The following is a 16,346-nucleotide window of genomic DNA, read 5'->3' on the forward strand; positions in this document are numbered from 1 at the left end:
GTCGGGAAGGGCGGGGAACTGCGGGCCGCCGGGGGGCTGCTGGCCCCACGCCTGCGTGGCGTCGGCGTCCGGCGCCTCGGGCTTGCGCGGCTGGGGATCGGGTTGGCCGGCGCGGGCGGGGACGCGGGCGGCGGGACGGGACGCGGGGGCGGGGGCAGCCGCTTGCTCTCCGGCTCAGGGACCGGCTTGGCCGGACGCCCCTCGTCGAAACCCGCCGCGATCACCGTGACCCGGACCTCGTCGCCGAGCGCGTCGTCGATGACCGCACCGAAGATGATGTTGGCATCGGGCGCCGCCGCGTTGGACACCAGCTGCGCCGCCTCGTTGATCTCGAAGAGCCCGAGGTCGGAGCCGCCGGAGATGGACAGCAGCACGCCGTGCGCGCCGTCGATGCTGGCCTCCAGCAGCGGGCTGGAGATCGCCATCTCGGCGGCGGCGACCGAGCGGTCGTCGCCGCGCGCCGAGCCGATGCCCATCAGCGCCGAGCCGGCGCCGGACATCACGGACTTGACGTCGGCGAAGTCGAGGTTGATCAGGCCCGGGGTGGTGATCAGGTCGGTGATGCCCTGGACACCGGACAGCAGCACCTGGTCGGCGGCCTTGAAGGCGTCCAGCACGCTGACCTGCCGGTCGGAGATCGACAGCAGCCGGTCGTTCGGGATGACGATGAGGGTGTCGACCTCGTCGCGCAGCGTCTCGATGCCGGCCTCGGCCTGCATGGCGCGGCGCTTGCCCTCGAAGCTGAAGGGCCGGGTGACGACGCCTATGGTCAGCGCGCCGAGCGAGCGGGCGATGTTGGCGACCACGGGCGCGCCGCCGGTGCCGGTGCCGCCGCCTTCGCCGGCGGTGACGAACACCATGTCGGCGCCCTTGAGGACCTCCTCGATCTCCTCCCGGTGGTCCTCGGCGGCCTTGCGGCCGACGTCGGGGTTCGCCCCGGCGCCGAGGCCCCGGGTGAGCTCGCGGCCCACGTCCAGTTTCACGTCGGCGTCACTCATCAGCAGCGCCTGGGCGTCCGTGTTGATCGCGATGAACTCGACGCCCTTGAGTCCCTCTTCGATCATCCGGTTGACGGCGTTGACGCCGCCGCCGCCGATGCCGACGACCTTGATGACCGCGAGGTAATTCTGCGGTGCTGCCACGACGAGGGGCCTTTCCGCTCTCTCCGACCGCCCTGCCCGATCTGCCGACCGTGCCGTCGCGGTGTTCCCGACCTGTATTCCGACTGTGCTTTGAGCTGTGTTTCGCTCTGTGTATCCGAGCTGGGTGTTCGAGCTGGTTTGTGAAGCCTCGCTGTGAAGCCGTCTGCTGGCGGGGGTAAACCCTCACCCTCAACTTGAGGCTTACAGTTATGTCAACCTGAGGACTGATACGGACAGTAGGGCGGCCTTACCGCCAGGGTCAACTAACCTCCCCCGAACTCCACCGGCGTGTCGCGGACCGCCCGCCTTCGCAGGTCCCCCGGCCCGGCCGCCCGAGCGGGCTCATTCCGTCTTGAGGACCTCCGGCGAGCTGACATCGACGGTGCGGACGGCGCGCCCCGCCGCCGTCCGCCGCACGGCGTCCAGCAACCTGATCTTCTCGTCTGCCCGTTCGGCGGCCCCCCACACCACCGTCTGGCCGCCCGCCATGTAGAGGGTCACCTCCTCGGGACCGCTCGCCTCCACCTCGGTGAGCTTGCCGCTGAGGCGTTCGGGCAGCGCGGACAGCACCGTGAGCGCCGCCAGGGTCGCCCGGTCGGACGGCCCGGGCGAGGCGACCGTGAGCGCGGGAAGCCCCGCCGGGCGGGCCTCCTCGTCGGCGACGGTCACGCCGTGCCGGTCGAGCAGGTGGTAGCCCTCGCCGTCGCGGAACACCGCGATCGGCTCGCGCTCCCGCACGACGATGCGGACCGTCCCCGGCCAGCGCCGCTCGATCGCCGCCGACTCGACCTCGCGCAGCCGCTCGACGCGGTCGCGGACCGCGCCCGTCCTGAGCCGCACCATCGGCGTGCCGAGATCGATCCCGGCGGAGGCCACCACCTGGTCGGCGGACGCGAGGCGGGTGCCCGTCACCTCGACGTGCCGCACCACCAGCAGCCTCGACCCGAGCAGGACCCAGGACACCGCGCCGAGCGCGCCGACCACCAGGAGGGTGACGAACACCACCTTCCAGCGGTTCGCGCGGGCGCGCCCGTCCGGCGCCGCGGTCTCCGTCTCCGGATCGTGCTCCGGCTCCGGCTCCGGCGACGCGCGGCGGCCCGTCTGCGCCTCGGTCATGCCCCAAGCCTGACAGTGATCCCCGCGCCGGCCGCCGACCCCGCGCGCGACGGCGTGTCACGCCCCGCTCCCCGGAAAACCGATCCCCCCGACATGCCCAATCCCCTCGGCGAGCGCGATCTCCTGGCGAGGCCTATCGGCCCGACGGGCCCTGCGCCCCGGCGAGCCGTTCCAGGATGAGCGGGCCGAGCTGGGTCACGTCACCGGCGCCCAGCGTGATGACGACGTCGCCGGGGCGGGCGAGCGACGCCGCGATGCCGGGCACCTCGTCCCGCTCGGGCGCGTAGACGGTGTCGGTTCCCGGCGGGACGGCGTCGGCGACCAGCGCGCCGGTGACGCCGGGCTCGGGGTCCTCGCGGGCGCCGTAGACGTCGAGGACGACCGCGACGTCGGCGAGGCCGAGCGCGGCGCCGAACTCGGCGGCGAAGAACCGGGTGCGGCTGTACAGGTGCGGCTGGAACACGGCGACGATGCGGCCCCGCCCGTCCGGCCCCTCGCCCTTCTCCCCCAGGTAGTCGCGGGTGGCGTCCAGGTCGGCGGTCAGCTCGGTCGGGTGGTGGGCGTAGCTGTCGAACACCTCGACGCCGCCCGCCTCGCCCTTGCGCTCCAGCCGCCGCATCGCCCCGCCGAACGCGGCGAGGCCGTCGCGCACCGGCGCGTCGTCCAGGCCGAGGGACCGCGTGACCGCGACGACGGCGGCGGCGTTGAGCGCGTTGTGCCGCCCCGGCACGGCCAGCGTGAACTCCCCGTCGCCCTCGATCTCGAAGCGGGAGCCGAGGCCGCGCGGCGTGAACCCGGTCACGCGCAGGTCGGCGCCTTCGGCCTGCCCGTAGGTCAGCACCGTCAGGCCGCGGGCCCGCGCCCGCTCGGCGAGCTCCATCGCGACCGGGTCGTCGGCGCCGGCGACGAGGGTGCCGCCCGGCTCGATCCGGTCGACGAAGCGGGCGAAGTTCTCCTTGACCTTCTCGAACCCGCCGTAGTTGTCGAGGTGGTCGGCCTCGACGTTGGTGACGACCGCGATGTTCGGGGTGTACATGAGGAACGAGCCGTCGCTCTCGTCGGCCTCCGCGACGAACGCCTCGCCGGTGCCCTCGTCGGCGCCGAGGCCCGTGGTGACGAGCTGCCCGCCGATGCAGTAGGACGGGTCGGCGCCGGCGTGCTGGAGCGCCACCGTCAGCATCGAGGTGGTGGTGGTCTTGCCGTGCGTGCCGGCGACCGCGACGGCCCGGCGGTCCGCCATCAGCGAGGCGAGCGCGGCCGAGCGGTGCAGGACGCGAAGCCCGCGCGCGCGTGCGGCGACCAGCTCGGGGTTGGTGTCGCGGATCGCCGTGGACACCACGACGGTGTCGGCGTCGCCCACGTGCGCGGCGTCGTGCCCGACGAACACCTTGGCGCCGAGGTCGCCGAGCTGGGTGAGCAGCTCGGAGTCGCGCGCGTCGCTGCCGGACACGGCGATGCCGCGCCGCAGCATGATGCGGGCGATGCCGGACATGCCGGCGCCCCCGATCGCGATGAAGTGGACCCGCCCGAGATCGGCCGCCGGCACCGCCTCCCCCGGGTCGATCAGGCTCATCGGGCGGCGCCCGCGGAGCGGACCACTTCGTAGACCATCTGGGCGAGCGCGACGTCGGCGTCGCGGCGGCCCATCCGGCCGGCGGCCTCCGACATGTGCGCGACGCGGGCCGGGTCGGCCAGCACCGGAAGCAGGTGCCGGGCGATCCAGTCCGGCGACAGCTCGGCGTTGTCGACCAGCATGCCGCCGCCCGCCGCGACGATCGGCTCGGCGTTCAGCCGCTGCTCGCCGTTGCCGATGGGGAGCGGGACGTACACCGCCGGCAGCGCGACCGCGGCCAGCTCGGCGCAGGTCATCGCGCCCGCGCGGCACATCGCCATGTCGGCGGCGGCGTAGGCGAGGTCCATCCGGTCGCAGTAGGGGATCGTGACGTACTGCGGGCCGCCGGCCGCGGGCTCGGGCTCCTCGGTGTTCTTCGGCCCGACGATGTGGAGCACCTGGATGCCCGCCTGCCGGAAGTACGGCGCGGAGGCCACGGCGGCCTGGTTCAGCGAGCGGGCGCCCTGCGAGCCGCCGAAGATCAGCAGCGTGGGCAGGTCGGGGAGCAGCCCGAAGTAGGAGCGGGCCTTGTCGCCCATCGCCAGCCGGTCCAGCGTCGCGATCTCGCGGCGCAGCGGGATCCCCACGAAGCGGGCGTTCGGCAGCGGCGAGTCGGCGTGCGAGACCGCCACGTGCTCGGTGAAGCGGGCGCCGAGCTTGTTGGCCAAACCGGGCTTCGGGTTGGCCTCGTGCACGATGATCGGCACCTTGCGCTTGCGCGCCGCGAGGTAGCCCGGGGTGGCGACGTAGCCGCCGAAGCCGACGAGGATGTCGGCCTGGGCCTGGTCGAGGACGGAGGCCGCCGCGTTGATCGCCCCGCGCAGCCGGCCGGGCACCGACAGCAGCTGCGGGGTGAGCGTGCGCGGCAGCGGCACCGGCGGGATCAGGGCGAGCTCGTAGCCCCGCTGCGGGACGAGACGGGTCTCCAGCCCCCGCTCGGTCCCCAGACAGACGACCCCGGTGTTCGGGTCGTTGCGGCGCAGCGCGTCGGCGAGCGCCAGGGCGGGCTCGATGTGTCCGGCGGTGCCGCCGCCGGCCAGGACAACCCTCATGTCCGTTGACAACTCCTCAGCGTGGTTCGAAGGGGGGATTTCAACGCCGTGCCAGACCCAGCCAGCTTAGAGCCCTCACGACCGGTCCGGGACCCCGTGCGGAGAGTGCCTGCCGCGCGCCGGGCTCGCGCTTGGCGAACGCGAGCAGCATGCCGAGCGCGAACAGGGTCGGGATGAGCGCCGAGCCCCCGTAGGACACCAGCGGGAGGGGGATTCCCGTGATGGGCAGGACGCCGATGACCGCGCCGATGTTCACGATCGCCTGGACCACCAGCCACGCCGTGGCCCCCGCGGCGGCGAGCCGGGTGAACGGGTCCTTCACGCGCCGGGCGATCCGCAGGCCCGCGTAGGTGAGCATCCCGAACAGGCCGAGCACGACGAGCGTCCCGACGAGGCCGAACTCCTCCCCCACGATCGCGAAGATGAAGTCGGTCTCGGCGTGCGGCAGGTAGTCCCACTTGGCGCGGCCCTCGCCGAGGCCCGTGCCGAACAGGCCGCCCGAGGCGACCGCGAACAGCCCCTGCGTGCCCTGGTAGTTGGTGGTGAGCTGGTTGCCGGACGGGTCGAGGAACCCGGTGAGGCGCTGCATCCGGTACGGCTCGACGATGATGAGGATCGACACGAGCAGGCACACGAGCCCCGCGATGCCGACGAACAGCCGGCCGGGGGCGCCGACGACCCACAGCAGCGCCAGGAAGATCGTGAGGAGCACCAGCGTGGTGCCGAGGTCGCTGCCCAGCATCACCAGCAGGACGAGCACCCCGGCGCCCGGCATCAGCGGCACCAGCAGCGGCCGCCACTCGGTGAGCTGGCCGAGCCGGTCCTTGCGGGCCAGCAGGTCGGCGCCCCACAGCACCAGGGCGAGCTTGGCCAGCTCGGACGGCTGGATCTGCACCGGGCCGAGGTCGACCCAGCGGGTCGCGCCGCCCGCGCTGCGCCCGAGCCCGGGGACCAGCACCAGCGCCAGCGCGACGACCGACAGCAGCAGCAGCGGGTAGGCGAGCGCGCGGAACGTCTTCACCGGCAGCCGGGACGCCACCCACATGCCGGGCAGCCCGATCGCGACCCACACGGCCTGCTTCTGGAACAGCGTGTACGCCGAACCCGTCGCCTGGAGCTGCTTCACGCTGGAGGCCGACAGCACCATCGTCAGGCCGAGCGCGAGCAGCATCACCGAGCAGCCCAGCACCAGGTAGTAGGAGGTGAGGGGCCGGTCGAGCAGCCCCACGGCGGCGACCACCTGCTCCCGTGGACCCGGACGCCGGGCGGCGCCGTCCTCCCCGGCCGCGGTGGTCATCGTTACCGGGCGTCCCGGGAGAGGCGCTCGACCGCCGCGATGAAGGCGTCCCCGCGGGCCGGGTAGTTGGCGAACATGTCGAAGGAGGCCCCGACGGGCGCGAGCAGCACGGTGTCCCCCGGCCGGGCGAGGCCGGAGGCGTGGGCGACGACGCGGTCCATCGCCCCAGTGTCGGTGTCGGGGACGTCCACCACGGGGACATCCGGGGCGTGTCGCGCGAGCGCCTCGGCGATCCGGTGCCGGTCGCGCCCCATCAGCACGGCGCCGCGCAGCCGGCCGGCGCACGAGCGCACCAGGTCGTCGACGTCCAGGCCCTTGAGGAGGCCGCCGGCGATCCATACGACGCTGTCGTAGGCGGCGAGGGACGCGGCGGCGGCGTGCGGCTGGGTCGCCTTGGAGTCGTTGACGTAGGCGACGCCCGCGACGTCGGCGACGTGCTGGATGCGGTGCGGGTCGGGGACGAACGCCCGCAGCCCCTCGCGGACGGCCTCGGGCGGCGCGCCGAACGCGCGGGCCAGCCCGGCGGCGGCGAGCGCGTTGGCGACGTTGTGCGGCGCGAACGGCCGCACGTCGCCGAGCGCGGCGAGTTCGGCGGCCTGGGTCGCGGGGTCGTCGGTGAAGGCCCGGTCGACCAGCAGTTCCTCCACGACGCCGAGCTCCCCGGGCCGCGGCACCTGGAGGGTGAAGCCGATCCTCCGGGACACCCCCTCGGCGCGTTCGGCGAGCGCCGCGGAGGTGTCGTCGTCGGCGTTGTAGACGGCGACGCAGCCCGGGGCGAAGATCTTGGCCTTGGCGCCGACGTAGGCGTCCATGGAGCCGTGCCAGTCGAGGTGGTCGGGCGCGACGTTCAGCACCGTGGCCGCGTACGGGGCGAGGGAGCGGGACCAGTGCAGCTGGTAGCTGGAGAGCTCCACCGCCAGCACGTCGTAGGGCTCGCTCACGGCCTCCACGATGGGAGTGCCGACGTTTCCGACGGCCATGGCCTTGTGCCCGGCGGCGGTGAGCATGCACGCCAGCATCCGCACGACCGTGGTCTTGCCGTCCGTCCCGGTGATGGCCAGCCAGGGCGCCGCGCCCTCGGGGCGGAGCCGCCACGCCAGCTCCACCTCGCCGATGATCTCGATGCCGGCCGCGGCGGCCGCGGCGAGCAGCGGCGCGTCCGGGCGCCAGCCCGGCGAGGTCACGACGAGGTCGGCGCCCGCCGGGAGGGACTCGCCGTCGCCGAGCCGGACCGCGACCCCGTGGGCCTCCAGCTCGGCGGCGTGGCCGCGCTGCTCCTCCCCGTCGCGGGCGTCGACGATGGTGACTCGGGCGCCGCGCGCGGCGAGGACGCGGGCGGCGGCGCGGCCGGACACGCCGAGCCCGGCCACGCACACGCTCTGGCCGTCCCAGGGGCGGCCCTCCCAGGGGCGCTCGTTCACTTCTTCGGCATCCATTCGAGGTAGAAGAGGCCGATGCCGATCGCCACGAACGTCGCGGACATCAGCCAGAAGCGCACGACGATCGTGGTCTCGGCCCAGCCCGACAGCTCGAAGTGGTGCTGCAGCGGTGCCATCTTGAACACGCGTTTGCGGGTCATCTTGAACCCGCCGACCTGGATGATCACCGACAGCGTGATCATCACGATCAGCCCGCACAGGATGGCCAGCAGCAGCTGGGTGCGGGTGAGGATCGCCAGGCCGACCAGCACGCCGCCGAGGGCCAGCGAGCCGGTGTCGCCCATGAAGATCTTCGCGGGCGGGGCGTTCCACCACAGGAACCCGAACACGCCGCCGAGCACGGCCGCGGCGACCACCGCGAGGTCGAGGGGGTCGCGGACGCTGTAGCAGTTCGGGACGAGGCTGGCGGCGCAGCTGTTGCGCAGCTGCCAGTTGCCGATGATGACGTAGGCGGCCAGCACCATGCCCGCCGGGCCGGCCGCGAGGCCGTCCAGACCGTCGGTGAGGTTCACGCCGTTGGACATGGCCGCGATGAGCAGCAGCGCCCACACCACGAACAGGTACGGGCCGATCGAGGGGCCGAAGTCGCGCAGGAAAGAGATGTGGGGGTCGGCGGGGGTGACGTCGTAGCCGTTGGGGAAGTTCAGCGATCCGACCGCGAACACGACGCCGACGAGGACGATGCCGATCATCTTGGCGCCGCTGCGCAGGCCGAGGCTGCGCTGCTTGAACACCTTGATGTAGTCGTCCACGAACCCGACGAGGCCGAGGCCCGTCATCAGGAACAGCACCAGGATCCCCGAGATGGTGGGGACCTCCCCGGTGAACAGGTGCGCGGCCGCGTAGCCGACGAGCGAGCCGACGATGAAGACCGTCCCGCCCATCGTGGGGGTGCCGCGCTTGTTCAGGTGGGCCTCGGGGCCCTCGTCGCGGATCATCTGGCCGTAGCCGAGCCGGTTGACGATGCGGATCCACACCGGCGTGCCGACCCCGACGAAGATCAGCGCGATCCCCGCGGCGATGATGATGTTGGTCATCGGCCGTCCTCCGCGAGGATCGCCTCGGCCACCCGTTCCAGGCCGGCCACGCGGGAGCCCTTCACCAGCACGACGTCCCGCGGCGCCAGCCGCTCCCTGAGCACGGTCACCGCCGCGCCGACGTCATCCACCTGTACGCACTCTCCCGTCCATGACGCCACCTGCCCGGCCCCTTCGGCCATCGCCGCCGCGTTCGCACCGACCACCACGAACCCGGCGATCCCACTGCGCGCGACATGCTGCCCGATCCTGGCATGTTCCGCCACGGACGAGTCACCTAGTTCGGCCATCTCGCCCAGGACCGCGTAGGCACGGCGGCCGCGGGCCAGGTGAACGAGCACGTCGATCGCGGCGCGGGTCGAGTCGGGGTTGGCGTTGTAGGCGTCGTTCACCACGGTCACCCCGTCGGCCCGCTCGGTGACCTCCATCCGCCACCGGCTGACCGGCACGGCCGCCGACAGCGCCTCGGCGACCGCTCCGGGCGCGAGCCCCGCCGCACGCGCCGCCGCGGCCGCGGCCAGCGCGTTCGGGACGGCGTGCGAGCCGTGCAGGCGCAGCGCGACCGGCGCCGCGCCCTCCGGCGTCACGAGGGTGAAGCTCGCCCGGCCCTGCTCGTCGAGGGTCTCGTCCTCGGCGCGGACCGCGGCGCCCGGCGAGCGGCCGAACATGACGACCTCGCCCCGCGTCCGGGACGCCATCGCGCTGACCAGGGGGTCGTCGGCGTTCAGGACGGCGGTGCCGCCCGGCGGGACCGCCTCCACGATCTCGCCCTTGGCCAGGGCGATGTTCTCCCTGCTGCCGAACTCCCCGACGTGCGCGGTGCCGACGTTCAGCACGACGCCGACGTCCGGGCGCGCGATCCCGGTGAGGTAGGCGATGTGGCCGATGCCCCGGGCCCCCATCTCCAGCACGAGGTGCCGGGTGGCGGCGTCGGCGCGCAGCACGGTGAGCGGCAGCCCGATCTCGTTGTTGAACGAGCCGGGCGGGTAGACCGTCGGGCCCGCGCCGCTGAGGACCTGCCCGATGAGGTCCTTGGTGGAGGTCTTGCCGGCCGAGCCGGTGACCGCGACGACGGTCGCGTCGGGCAGCCGCTCCAGGACGCCCCTCGCGAGCCGTCCGAGGGCCTCCTGGACGTCGTCGACGACCACGCACGGCCCGTCCACCGGGCGCTGCGCGAGCACGCCCGCCGCCCCGGCCGCGAGGGCCCCGGCCGCGAAGTCGTGCCCGTCCGAGCGGTCGCCCTTCAGCGCCGCGAACAGCGCCCCGGGCTCCACCGCGCGGGAGTCGATCACCACGGGGCCGTCCACCACCGGGTCGTCCACCACCGGGTCCGGCGGCCCGTGCCGGGTCCCTCCCGTGATCTCCGCGATCGTCGACAGCGGAAGTGGGATCACGCCTGCGTCCCGTCCCCTCTTGTCCCTTGTCCATGGCGCCGGAGCGCGTCCGCACGGCGCCGGAGCGCGGCGCGCACGACCTCGCGGTCGTCGAACGGATGTACCTCGCCGGCCACGTTCTGGCCCTGCTCGTGCCCCTTGCCCGCGACGACGACCACGTCGCCGCGGCGGGCGCGGCCGACGGCCAGGTCGATCGCCGCGGCGCGGTCGGGCTCCACGACGATGTGCGCGCGCTCCGGCTGCGGCACCTTGAGCCCGCCCTCGACCATAGCGGCAAGGATGGCCAGTGGATCTTCCGACCTCGGGTTGTCGTTGGTGAGGTACGCCATGTCGGCCAGCCGCGCGGCGGCCTCGCCCATGAGCGGCCGCTTGCCGCGGTCGCGGTCGCCGCCGCAGCCGATCACCACCGCGAGGTCGCCCTCGGTGACGGGCCGCAGCGCGTTCAGGACGGCCTCGACCGCCCCCGGCTTGTGCGAGTAGTCGACGAGGGTCACGAAGTCCTGCCCCTCGTCGACCCGCTCCAGCCGTCCGGGGACGCCGGGCAGCGACGCCACCCCGCGGACCGCCGCCTGCAGCGGGATGCCCGCCTCCACCAGCGCGACGATCGCGGCCAGGGCGTTGGCGACGTTGAACGGCCCGGCGAGGCGGACCTCGCCGTCGGCCTCGATGCCGAGGGGGCCGACCACGCGGAACACGCTGCCGTCGGCGCCGACGCGCACGTCCTCGGCCCGCCAGTCCGCCGCCGGGTCCCCGGTCGGGGAGAACGTCGTCGCCGGCACCGTGGCGATCTCCAGCAGCTCGCGGCCGTAGTGGTCGTCGAGGTTGATCACGCCGACCCGCGAGTACTCGGGCGTGAACAGCCGCGCCTTCGCGAGGAAGTAGTCCTGCATGGTCGGGTGGTAGTCGAGGTGGTCCTGGGACAGGTTCGTGAACACCGCGACCTCGTAGCGGGCGCCGCCGACCCGGCCCTGCACCAGCGCGTGGCTGGACACCTCCATCGCGGCGGCGCCGACGCCGCGCTCGCGCATCATCGCGAGCAGCGCGTGCAGGTCGGTCGCCTCCGGCGTGGTGAGCGCGCTCGGCACCCGGTCGCCGCCCACCCGGATCTCCACGCCGCCGACCAGGCCCGTCTCGATCCCGGCGGCGCGCAGGCCCGCCTCCACCAGGAACACCGTGGTGGTCTTGCCGCTGGTGCCGGTCACGCCGATGAGCGTGATGTCGCGCCCGGGCTCCCCGTACACCCACGCCGCCGCGTCGCCGAGCCGCGCCCGGACGTCCCCCGTCACCAGGACGGGGAGGCCCGTCGCCGCGGCCCGGTCGTGCCCGTCGGCGTCGGTGAGGATCGCCGCGGCGCCGGCCTCCGCGGCCTGGGCGGAGAACTGGGCGCCGTGCGCGCGGGCGCCGGGCAGCGCCGCGTAGACGTCGCCCGGCAGCACGGCGCGCGAGTCATGTGTGATCCCCGTGACGGACACCGCGTCCCATACGTCCTGTCCGCCCTGTTCGTCCGATCCGATTCCGAGGAGCGCCGCGAGTCCGCTCAGCGGACGAGCCGGGTTGGTGGTGGGACGCATGGCGTTTCTTTCGTTGCGGACGGTACGGGACTGGTCGGACACGGGTGGTGGACTCACAGGCGAGGAGGGTACTCGCTGCGATCAGTCGCGGGCGCGGATCTCGATGATCGGCGGCCTGCTCCCCGTCGGCGGGATCTTCTCGGACTGAAGCGCGAAGCTCATCACGTCCTTGAAGACCGGTGCCGCCGCATCGCCACCATAGTGGCTCCCGCGCTTCGGATCCTGCAGGACGACCTGCACCACCAGGCGCGGGTCGTCCGCGGGCGCGAACCCGGCGAAGGAGGTGGTGTAGCCGCCGCCGTCGTAGCAGCCGCAGCGCGGGTTGACGGCCTCGGCGGTGCCGGTCTTGCCGGCGACGCGGTAGCCCTTGATCTGGGCCTTCGGGGCGGTGCCCTCCTTCGTCGTGACGCCCTCCAGCATGTCGCTGATCTGCCGGGCCGTCTTGGCGCTGATGACCTGCCTGCGCTCCGGTTCGGGCGCCGGGGTGAACCTGTCGTGCTCCCCGACGGTGCCCGCGATCAGGTTCGGCGCGACGCGGACGCCGCCGTTGGCGATCGTCGAGTACACGCTCGCCATCTGCACCGCGTTCACCGAGACCGTCTGCCCGAACGCGATCGGGTACCGGTCGGTGCCCGACCACTTGCCCGGCGGCTCCAGCAGGCCCTGCGTCTCGCCGGGCAGCGGCAGGCCGGTCCGGCGGCCGAACCCGAAGTCGCGCAGCGTCTGGTAGAGCCGCTGCGAGTCGATGGTCTCGCTCGCCATGATCGTGCCGACATTGCTCGACTTGGCGAGCACGCCGGCGAACGTCAGCCGCTCGGGCTGGTGCGGATGCGAGTCGTGGAACACCACGTCGTACTTTTTGATCTTGTCCGGGACGGTGTAGGGCGTCTGCGGGGTGACGCCGCCGTGCTCCATGACGGCCGCGGCGGTGACGACCTTGCCGGTGCTGCCCGGCTCGTAGGCCTCCTGCACCAGGGGGCTGCCCCAGCGGGACCGGTCGGAGTCGGCGTAGTCGTTCGGGTCGAACCCCGGCGCGGACGCCATCGCGAGGAGACGGCCGGTGCGCGGGTCCATGACGATCACGGTGCCGCTCTTGGCCCTGCTCGCCCTGACCTGCCGCTCGATCGCCTGCTGCGCCTTGAACTGCAGGTCGCGCTGCAGCGTCAGGCGGACACCGCGGCCGGGCACCGACGGGCGCTTCTGGTCCTCGCCCATGGGGATGTGCTGGCCCTCGGGGCTGATCTCGACCCGCTGCCAGCCCTCCTTGCCCGCGAGCACGCCGTTCAGCGAGCTCTCCAGGCCGGCGGCGCCGCTCCCCGTGTCGTTCACGAAACCTATGACGCTGGCGGCCAGCGAATCGTTGGGGTATTCCCGGCGGTATTCCGGCAAAGTGCCGATGCCGAGGAAGTTCCACGAGCTCACCAGCCGCGCCTGGTCGGGGCGGACCCCGTGCGCGAGGTACACGAACCGCGTCTCGGGCTTGCTGATCTGCTTCAGCAGCGTCGCGGGGTTCAGCCCGAGCGTCGGGGCCAGCGCGTTGACGATCGGCTGCCGCTTTTCCGGCTTGATGAGCGAGGGGTCCGCGAAGATCGCGCGGGCCTCCACCGTCATGGCGAGCGGGTTGCCCTGCGCGTCGGTGATGTCGCCGCGGACGGCGGGCAGCTTGAGCTCCCGCATCCGCTGCAGCATCGCCTGCTCGGTGTACTGCCCCGAGTCGATCGTCTGGAGCTGGACGAGCCGCCCGGCGAACAGCGACAGCACGAACGCGACGACGAGCAGCCCGACGTTGAGCCGCTTGAGCGGGTCGCGGCGGTGGAAGGGGACCCGGGACCGCGGGGGGCGGCCGGGCGGCGGGCGCCGTCCGGATCCGCCGCCGGGGCGCGGGCCGCGGGGGCCCGCTCCGTCCGTCTTCGGCCGCGCGGTCTGGGCGTTGCGGGCCGTTCGGCTCTCCGCCGCCGCGCCCCTGGCGGGCGCCTTCTTCCGCGCGGAGCGCTTGACGGCCGTCGCGGCGCCGCCCGTCCGCCCGCCCGGTTTCTCCTTGCCCGCGGTGTCCTTGCGTGCGCCTTCCTTGCGTGCGCCGTCTTTACGTCCGCTGTCCTTGCGCGGGGCGTCTTTACGGGGGGTGTCCTTGCCCGGGGTCTCCTTGCGGGAGGTGGGGACCATGCCGCTGCGCGCGGGCCGGCGGGCGCCGCCGCCGCCCTTCCTGCCCGGCCGTCCCGCGCCGTCGGCCCGCCCCGCGGGCGGGCGCGGCGTGTTCCCCGTCTGACGCCCGGACGCGCGCGCCGCGCCCGGGCCGCTCTTGTCGTCGCGCCCGGCCGCGCCGCGGGGGCCGCGCCCGTCCGAGCCGCGTCCGCGGCCGGAGGGCGGCCCAGCGGTACCGCGTCCCGGGCCCTTCGTCACCGTTCCACCCGCTCCCCGCCGTGCCCTCGCCCGTTCACGGCGCCCCGTGCCCGGTCTGTGCTCCTGTGCCGCTCCGTGCTCCCGCGCCGTTCCCGTGACCGTTCCGCGTGCCCGCGCCCTGCCCGTTCCGCGTGCCCGCGCCGTTCGTGCGGGCGTCGGCGGGCGGGACGCCGTCGCCGGGGATCACGGTGCCGGGCACGCCGAGGACGCCCGCCGCGCCGGCCGACGCCGCGGCCGAGTGCGGGACGGGGCGGATGGTGCCGCCGGGGCGGCCGGGCTCGGTGGAGAAGAAGGCCGGGTCCTTGCCCGGCTTCATGCCGAGCCCCTCGGCCTTCTTCGACAGCTGCTGCGGGGCCCCCTCCCGGGCGATCTCCTCCTCGTAGGCCTGGCGCTGCTGTTCGAGCTGCTTGTTGCTCTGCTGCAGCCGCGTCAGCGTGAAGGCGTCCTTGGCGAGGACGGTGTTGAGCAGCAGCAGGCTGACCAGCGCGCCGCCGAGCAGCCCGACGATGAGAAGGACGAACGGGGCGCGCGGCGCGCTCTGGCCGCCGCGTCGCGACGCGGTCGCCCCTGTCGTGCCTCCCGTCGCGCCGCCCGCGGCCTTCGCGGCCTTCGTCGCCTTCGTGCTCTTGGCCGGCGAGGCCTTCGTCCGCGCCGGGGCGGGCGCCGCCTTCGCCGGCTTGGCGGGCTTGGCGGGCGCCGGCTTGGCGGGAGCGGTCCCCGCGGGCCGGCTCTTCGGCGGCGCGGCCGGCGCCGGGGCGGCTCCGTCCGGCCGCTCCGGGGCCCGCTTCCTCGGCGCCTTGGTCGGCGGCCGCCTGCTCGTCGTGGTCATGTCGCCTCCCGGACGCGCTCCGCGGCGCGCATCCGCACCGATCCGGCCCGTGGATTGGTCGTGGTCTCCTCGTCGGACGCCACTTCGGCCCCGCGCGTCAGGAGCCGGAACCTCGGCTCGTGCTCGGGCAGCGGGACCGGCAGCTCCGGCGGGGTCGTGTCGGCCGCCTGGGCGGCGAGGACCTGCTTGGTGATGCGGTCTTCGAGCGAGTGGTAGGACAGGACGACCACCCGGCCGCCGACCGGGAGCGCGTCCAGGGCGGCGGGCAGCGCCCGGCGCCAGGTGTCGAGCTCACCGTTCACCTCGATGCGCAGCGCCTGGAAGGTGCGCTTGGCCGGGTTCCCGCCGGTGCGGCGGGTGGCGGCGGGGATGGAGGTGCGCACCAGGTCGGCGAGCCGCCGGGTCGACTCCAGCGGGGCGCGCTCGCGCTCCCTGACGATCGCGGCGGCGATGCGCTGGGCGAACCGCTCCTCGCCGTACTCGCGCAGGATGCGGGCGAGCTCGGCGGGCGGGTAGCCGTTGACGACCTCGGCCGCGGTCAGGCTCTGGGTGCGGTCCATCCGCATGTCGAGGGGGGCGTCGTAGGAGTAGGCGAAGCCGCGGTCGGCCTCGTCGAGCTGCGGGGAGGACACGCCGAGGTCGAACAGGACGGCGTCGACCGCCCGGACGCGAAGCCGGCGCAGCACGGAGGGGATCTCGTCGTAGACGGCGTGCTCCAGCGCCACGCGGTCGCCGAACGGGGCGAGCCTGCGCGCGGACCGCTCCAGCGCCGTGGTGTCGCGGTCGAGGCCGATCAGGCGCAGCGACGGGACGGCCCGCAGCATCGCCTCGGCGTGGCCGCCCATGCCGAGCGTGGCGTCGAGGTACACGGGAGCACGGCCGGCGACGGCCTGCGCCGCGGGGACGAGAAGTTCGAGAACGCGGTCGAGCATGACCGGGATGTGGCCGCTCTCGGGCCCCCGGTCGTGCGCCGCGTGGTTCCCTGCGCTGTTCCCCGCTCCGTTCTCCACGCCGTCCATGCTTCACCCCCTGTACTGCCACCTCGCTCGCGGACTGTGTGGCATCGCCGGACCGGACCGTCCCGCGCCCCCGGCGGCGGCCTCGCCCGGCCAGGTCCCCATCCGCTGCCCTGGAGGAAGATCACCGCGTTGCCCGCGGGGGGTCGCCGTCTGGCACCGGGGAAGCTGCGCCAGCTGACTGGAGAGCGGCTGGAGACCTGGCCGAACGTGGGCCAGTGCCGGTCAACGGACCGACGAGTCGTATCTCAGAGAATCCCTGGCAACACCTCCTCCGAGACGTCGGAGAAGGTTTGCTCCTCCTGCTCCAGGTAGGTCTCCCAGGCCTGGGTGTCCCAGATCTCCAGACGCGTGTTGGCCCCGATGACCGTGCAGTCGCGGGTGAGGCCCGCGTACTTGCGCAGCGGCGGAGGAATGGTGACGCGGCCCTGCTCGTCGGGC

General features: G+C 73.9%; 12 protein-coding genes and 1 pseudogene. All 13 read right to left on the minus strand.

Annotation, left to right across the window (positions count from 1 at the left end; translation table 11 throughout):
- The coding region (gene ftsZ, locus AB0C69_RS20850; protein ID WP_360355816.1) for a cell division protein FtsZ at positions 1 to 1,142 on the minus strand (1,142 nt) is incomplete at its 3' end.
- 342 nt (positions 1,143 to 1,484) lie between these two features.
- Positions 1,485 to 2,258 carry an FtsQ-type POTRA domain-containing protein gene (locus AB0C69_RS20855; RefSeq protein WP_360355819.1) on the minus strand — a complete coding sequence of 258 codons (774 nt, stop codon included), beginning with the start codon at positions 2,256 to 2,258 and terminating at the stop codon, positions 1,485 to 1,487.
- A 133-nt stretch (positions 2,259 to 2,391) separates the two neighbouring features.
- Positions 2,392 to 3,831: a UDP-N-acetylmuramate--L-alanine ligase gene (gene murC, locus AB0C69_RS20860; protein WP_360355821.1), complete on the minus strand. Its 1,440-nt coding sequence runs from the start codon at positions 3,829 to 3,831 to the stop codon at positions 2,392 to 2,394.
- On the minus strand, positions 3,828 to 4,922 hold the full coding sequence (gene murG, locus AB0C69_RS20865) for an undecaprenyldiphospho-muramoylpentapeptide beta-N-acetylglucosaminyltransferase (RefSeq protein WP_089312300.1): 1,095 nt from the start codon (positions 4,920 to 4,922) through the stop codon (positions 3,828 to 3,830). Before murG ends, murC begins: the two co-directional genes overlap by 4 nt.
- Positions 4,923 to 4,962: 40 nt before the next feature.
- Positions 4,963 to 6,219 (minus strand): putative lipid II flippase FtsW, encoded by a 1,257-nt coding sequence (ftsW, locus tag AB0C69_RS20870; RefSeq protein WP_345175490.1) that lies wholly within the window; start codon positions 6,217 to 6,219, stop codon positions 4,963 to 4,965.
- A 2-nt stretch (positions 6,220 to 6,221) separates the two neighbouring features.
- Positions 6,222 to 7,655 (minus strand): UDP-N-acetylmuramoyl-L-alanine--D-glutamate ligase, encoded by a 1,434-nt coding sequence (gene murD / locus AB0C69_RS20875; RefSeq protein WP_360355826.1) that lies wholly within the window; start codon positions 7,653 to 7,655, stop codon positions 6,222 to 6,224.
- Positions 7,637 to 8,695: a phospho-N-acetylmuramoyl-pentapeptide-transferase gene (gene mraY, locus AB0C69_RS20880; protein WP_345175494.1), complete on the minus strand. Its 1,059-nt coding sequence runs from the start codon at positions 8,693 to 8,695 to the stop codon at positions 7,637 to 7,639. Before mraY ends, murD begins: the two co-directional genes overlap by 19 nt.
- Positions 8,692 to 10,089, minus strand: a complete 1,398-nt coding sequence (gene murF, locus AB0C69_RS20885) for a UDP-N-acetylmuramoyl-tripeptide--D-alanyl-D-alanine ligase (RefSeq protein ID WP_360355830.1) — start codon at positions 10,087 to 10,089, stop codon at positions 8,692 to 8,694. Before murF ends, mraY begins: the two co-directional genes overlap by 4 nt.
- A complete protein-coding gene (locus tag AB0C69_RS20890; RefSeq protein WP_360355841.1) occupies positions 10,086 to 11,660 on the minus strand; it encodes a UDP-N-acetylmuramoyl-L-alanyl-D-glutamate--2,6-diaminopimelate ligase in 1,575 nt (524 codons plus the stop codon). Before AB0C69_RS20890 ends, murF begins: the two co-directional genes overlap by 4 nt.
- 81 nt (positions 11,661 to 11,741) lie before the next feature.
- Entirely contained in the window at positions 11,742 to 14,060 is a 2,319-nt protein-coding gene (locus AB0C69_RS20895) for a penicillin-binding transpeptidase domain-containing protein (RefSeq protein WP_360355832.1), read from the minus strand.
- 34 nt (positions 14,061 to 14,094) lie between these two features.
- Positions 14,095 to 14,889, minus strand: a complete 795-nt coding sequence (locus AB0C69_RS20900) for a hypothetical protein (RefSeq protein WP_360355835.1) — start codon at positions 14,887 to 14,889, stop codon at positions 14,095 to 14,097.
- Positions 14,886 to 15,908: a 16S rRNA (cytosine(1402)-N(4))-methyltransferase RsmH gene (rsmH, locus tag AB0C69_RS20905; protein ID WP_360355838.1), complete on the minus strand. Its 1,023-nt coding sequence runs from the start codon at positions 15,906 to 15,908 to the stop codon at positions 14,886 to 14,888. The genes AB0C69_RS20900 and rsmH overlap by 4 nt, the downstream gene beginning before the upstream one ends.
- A gap of 245 nt (positions 15,909 to 16,153) precedes the next feature.
- Positions 16,154 to 16,346, minus strand: a pseudogene (locus AB0C69_RS20910) (cell division/cell wall cluster transcriptional repressor MraZ); the annotation flags it as partial.

This window comes from Actinomadura sp. NPDC048032, from assembly GCF_040653175.1.
Classification (GTDB): domain Bacteria; phylum Actinomycetota; class Actinomycetes; order Streptosporangiales; family Streptosporangiaceae; genus Spirillospora; species Spirillospora verrucosospora.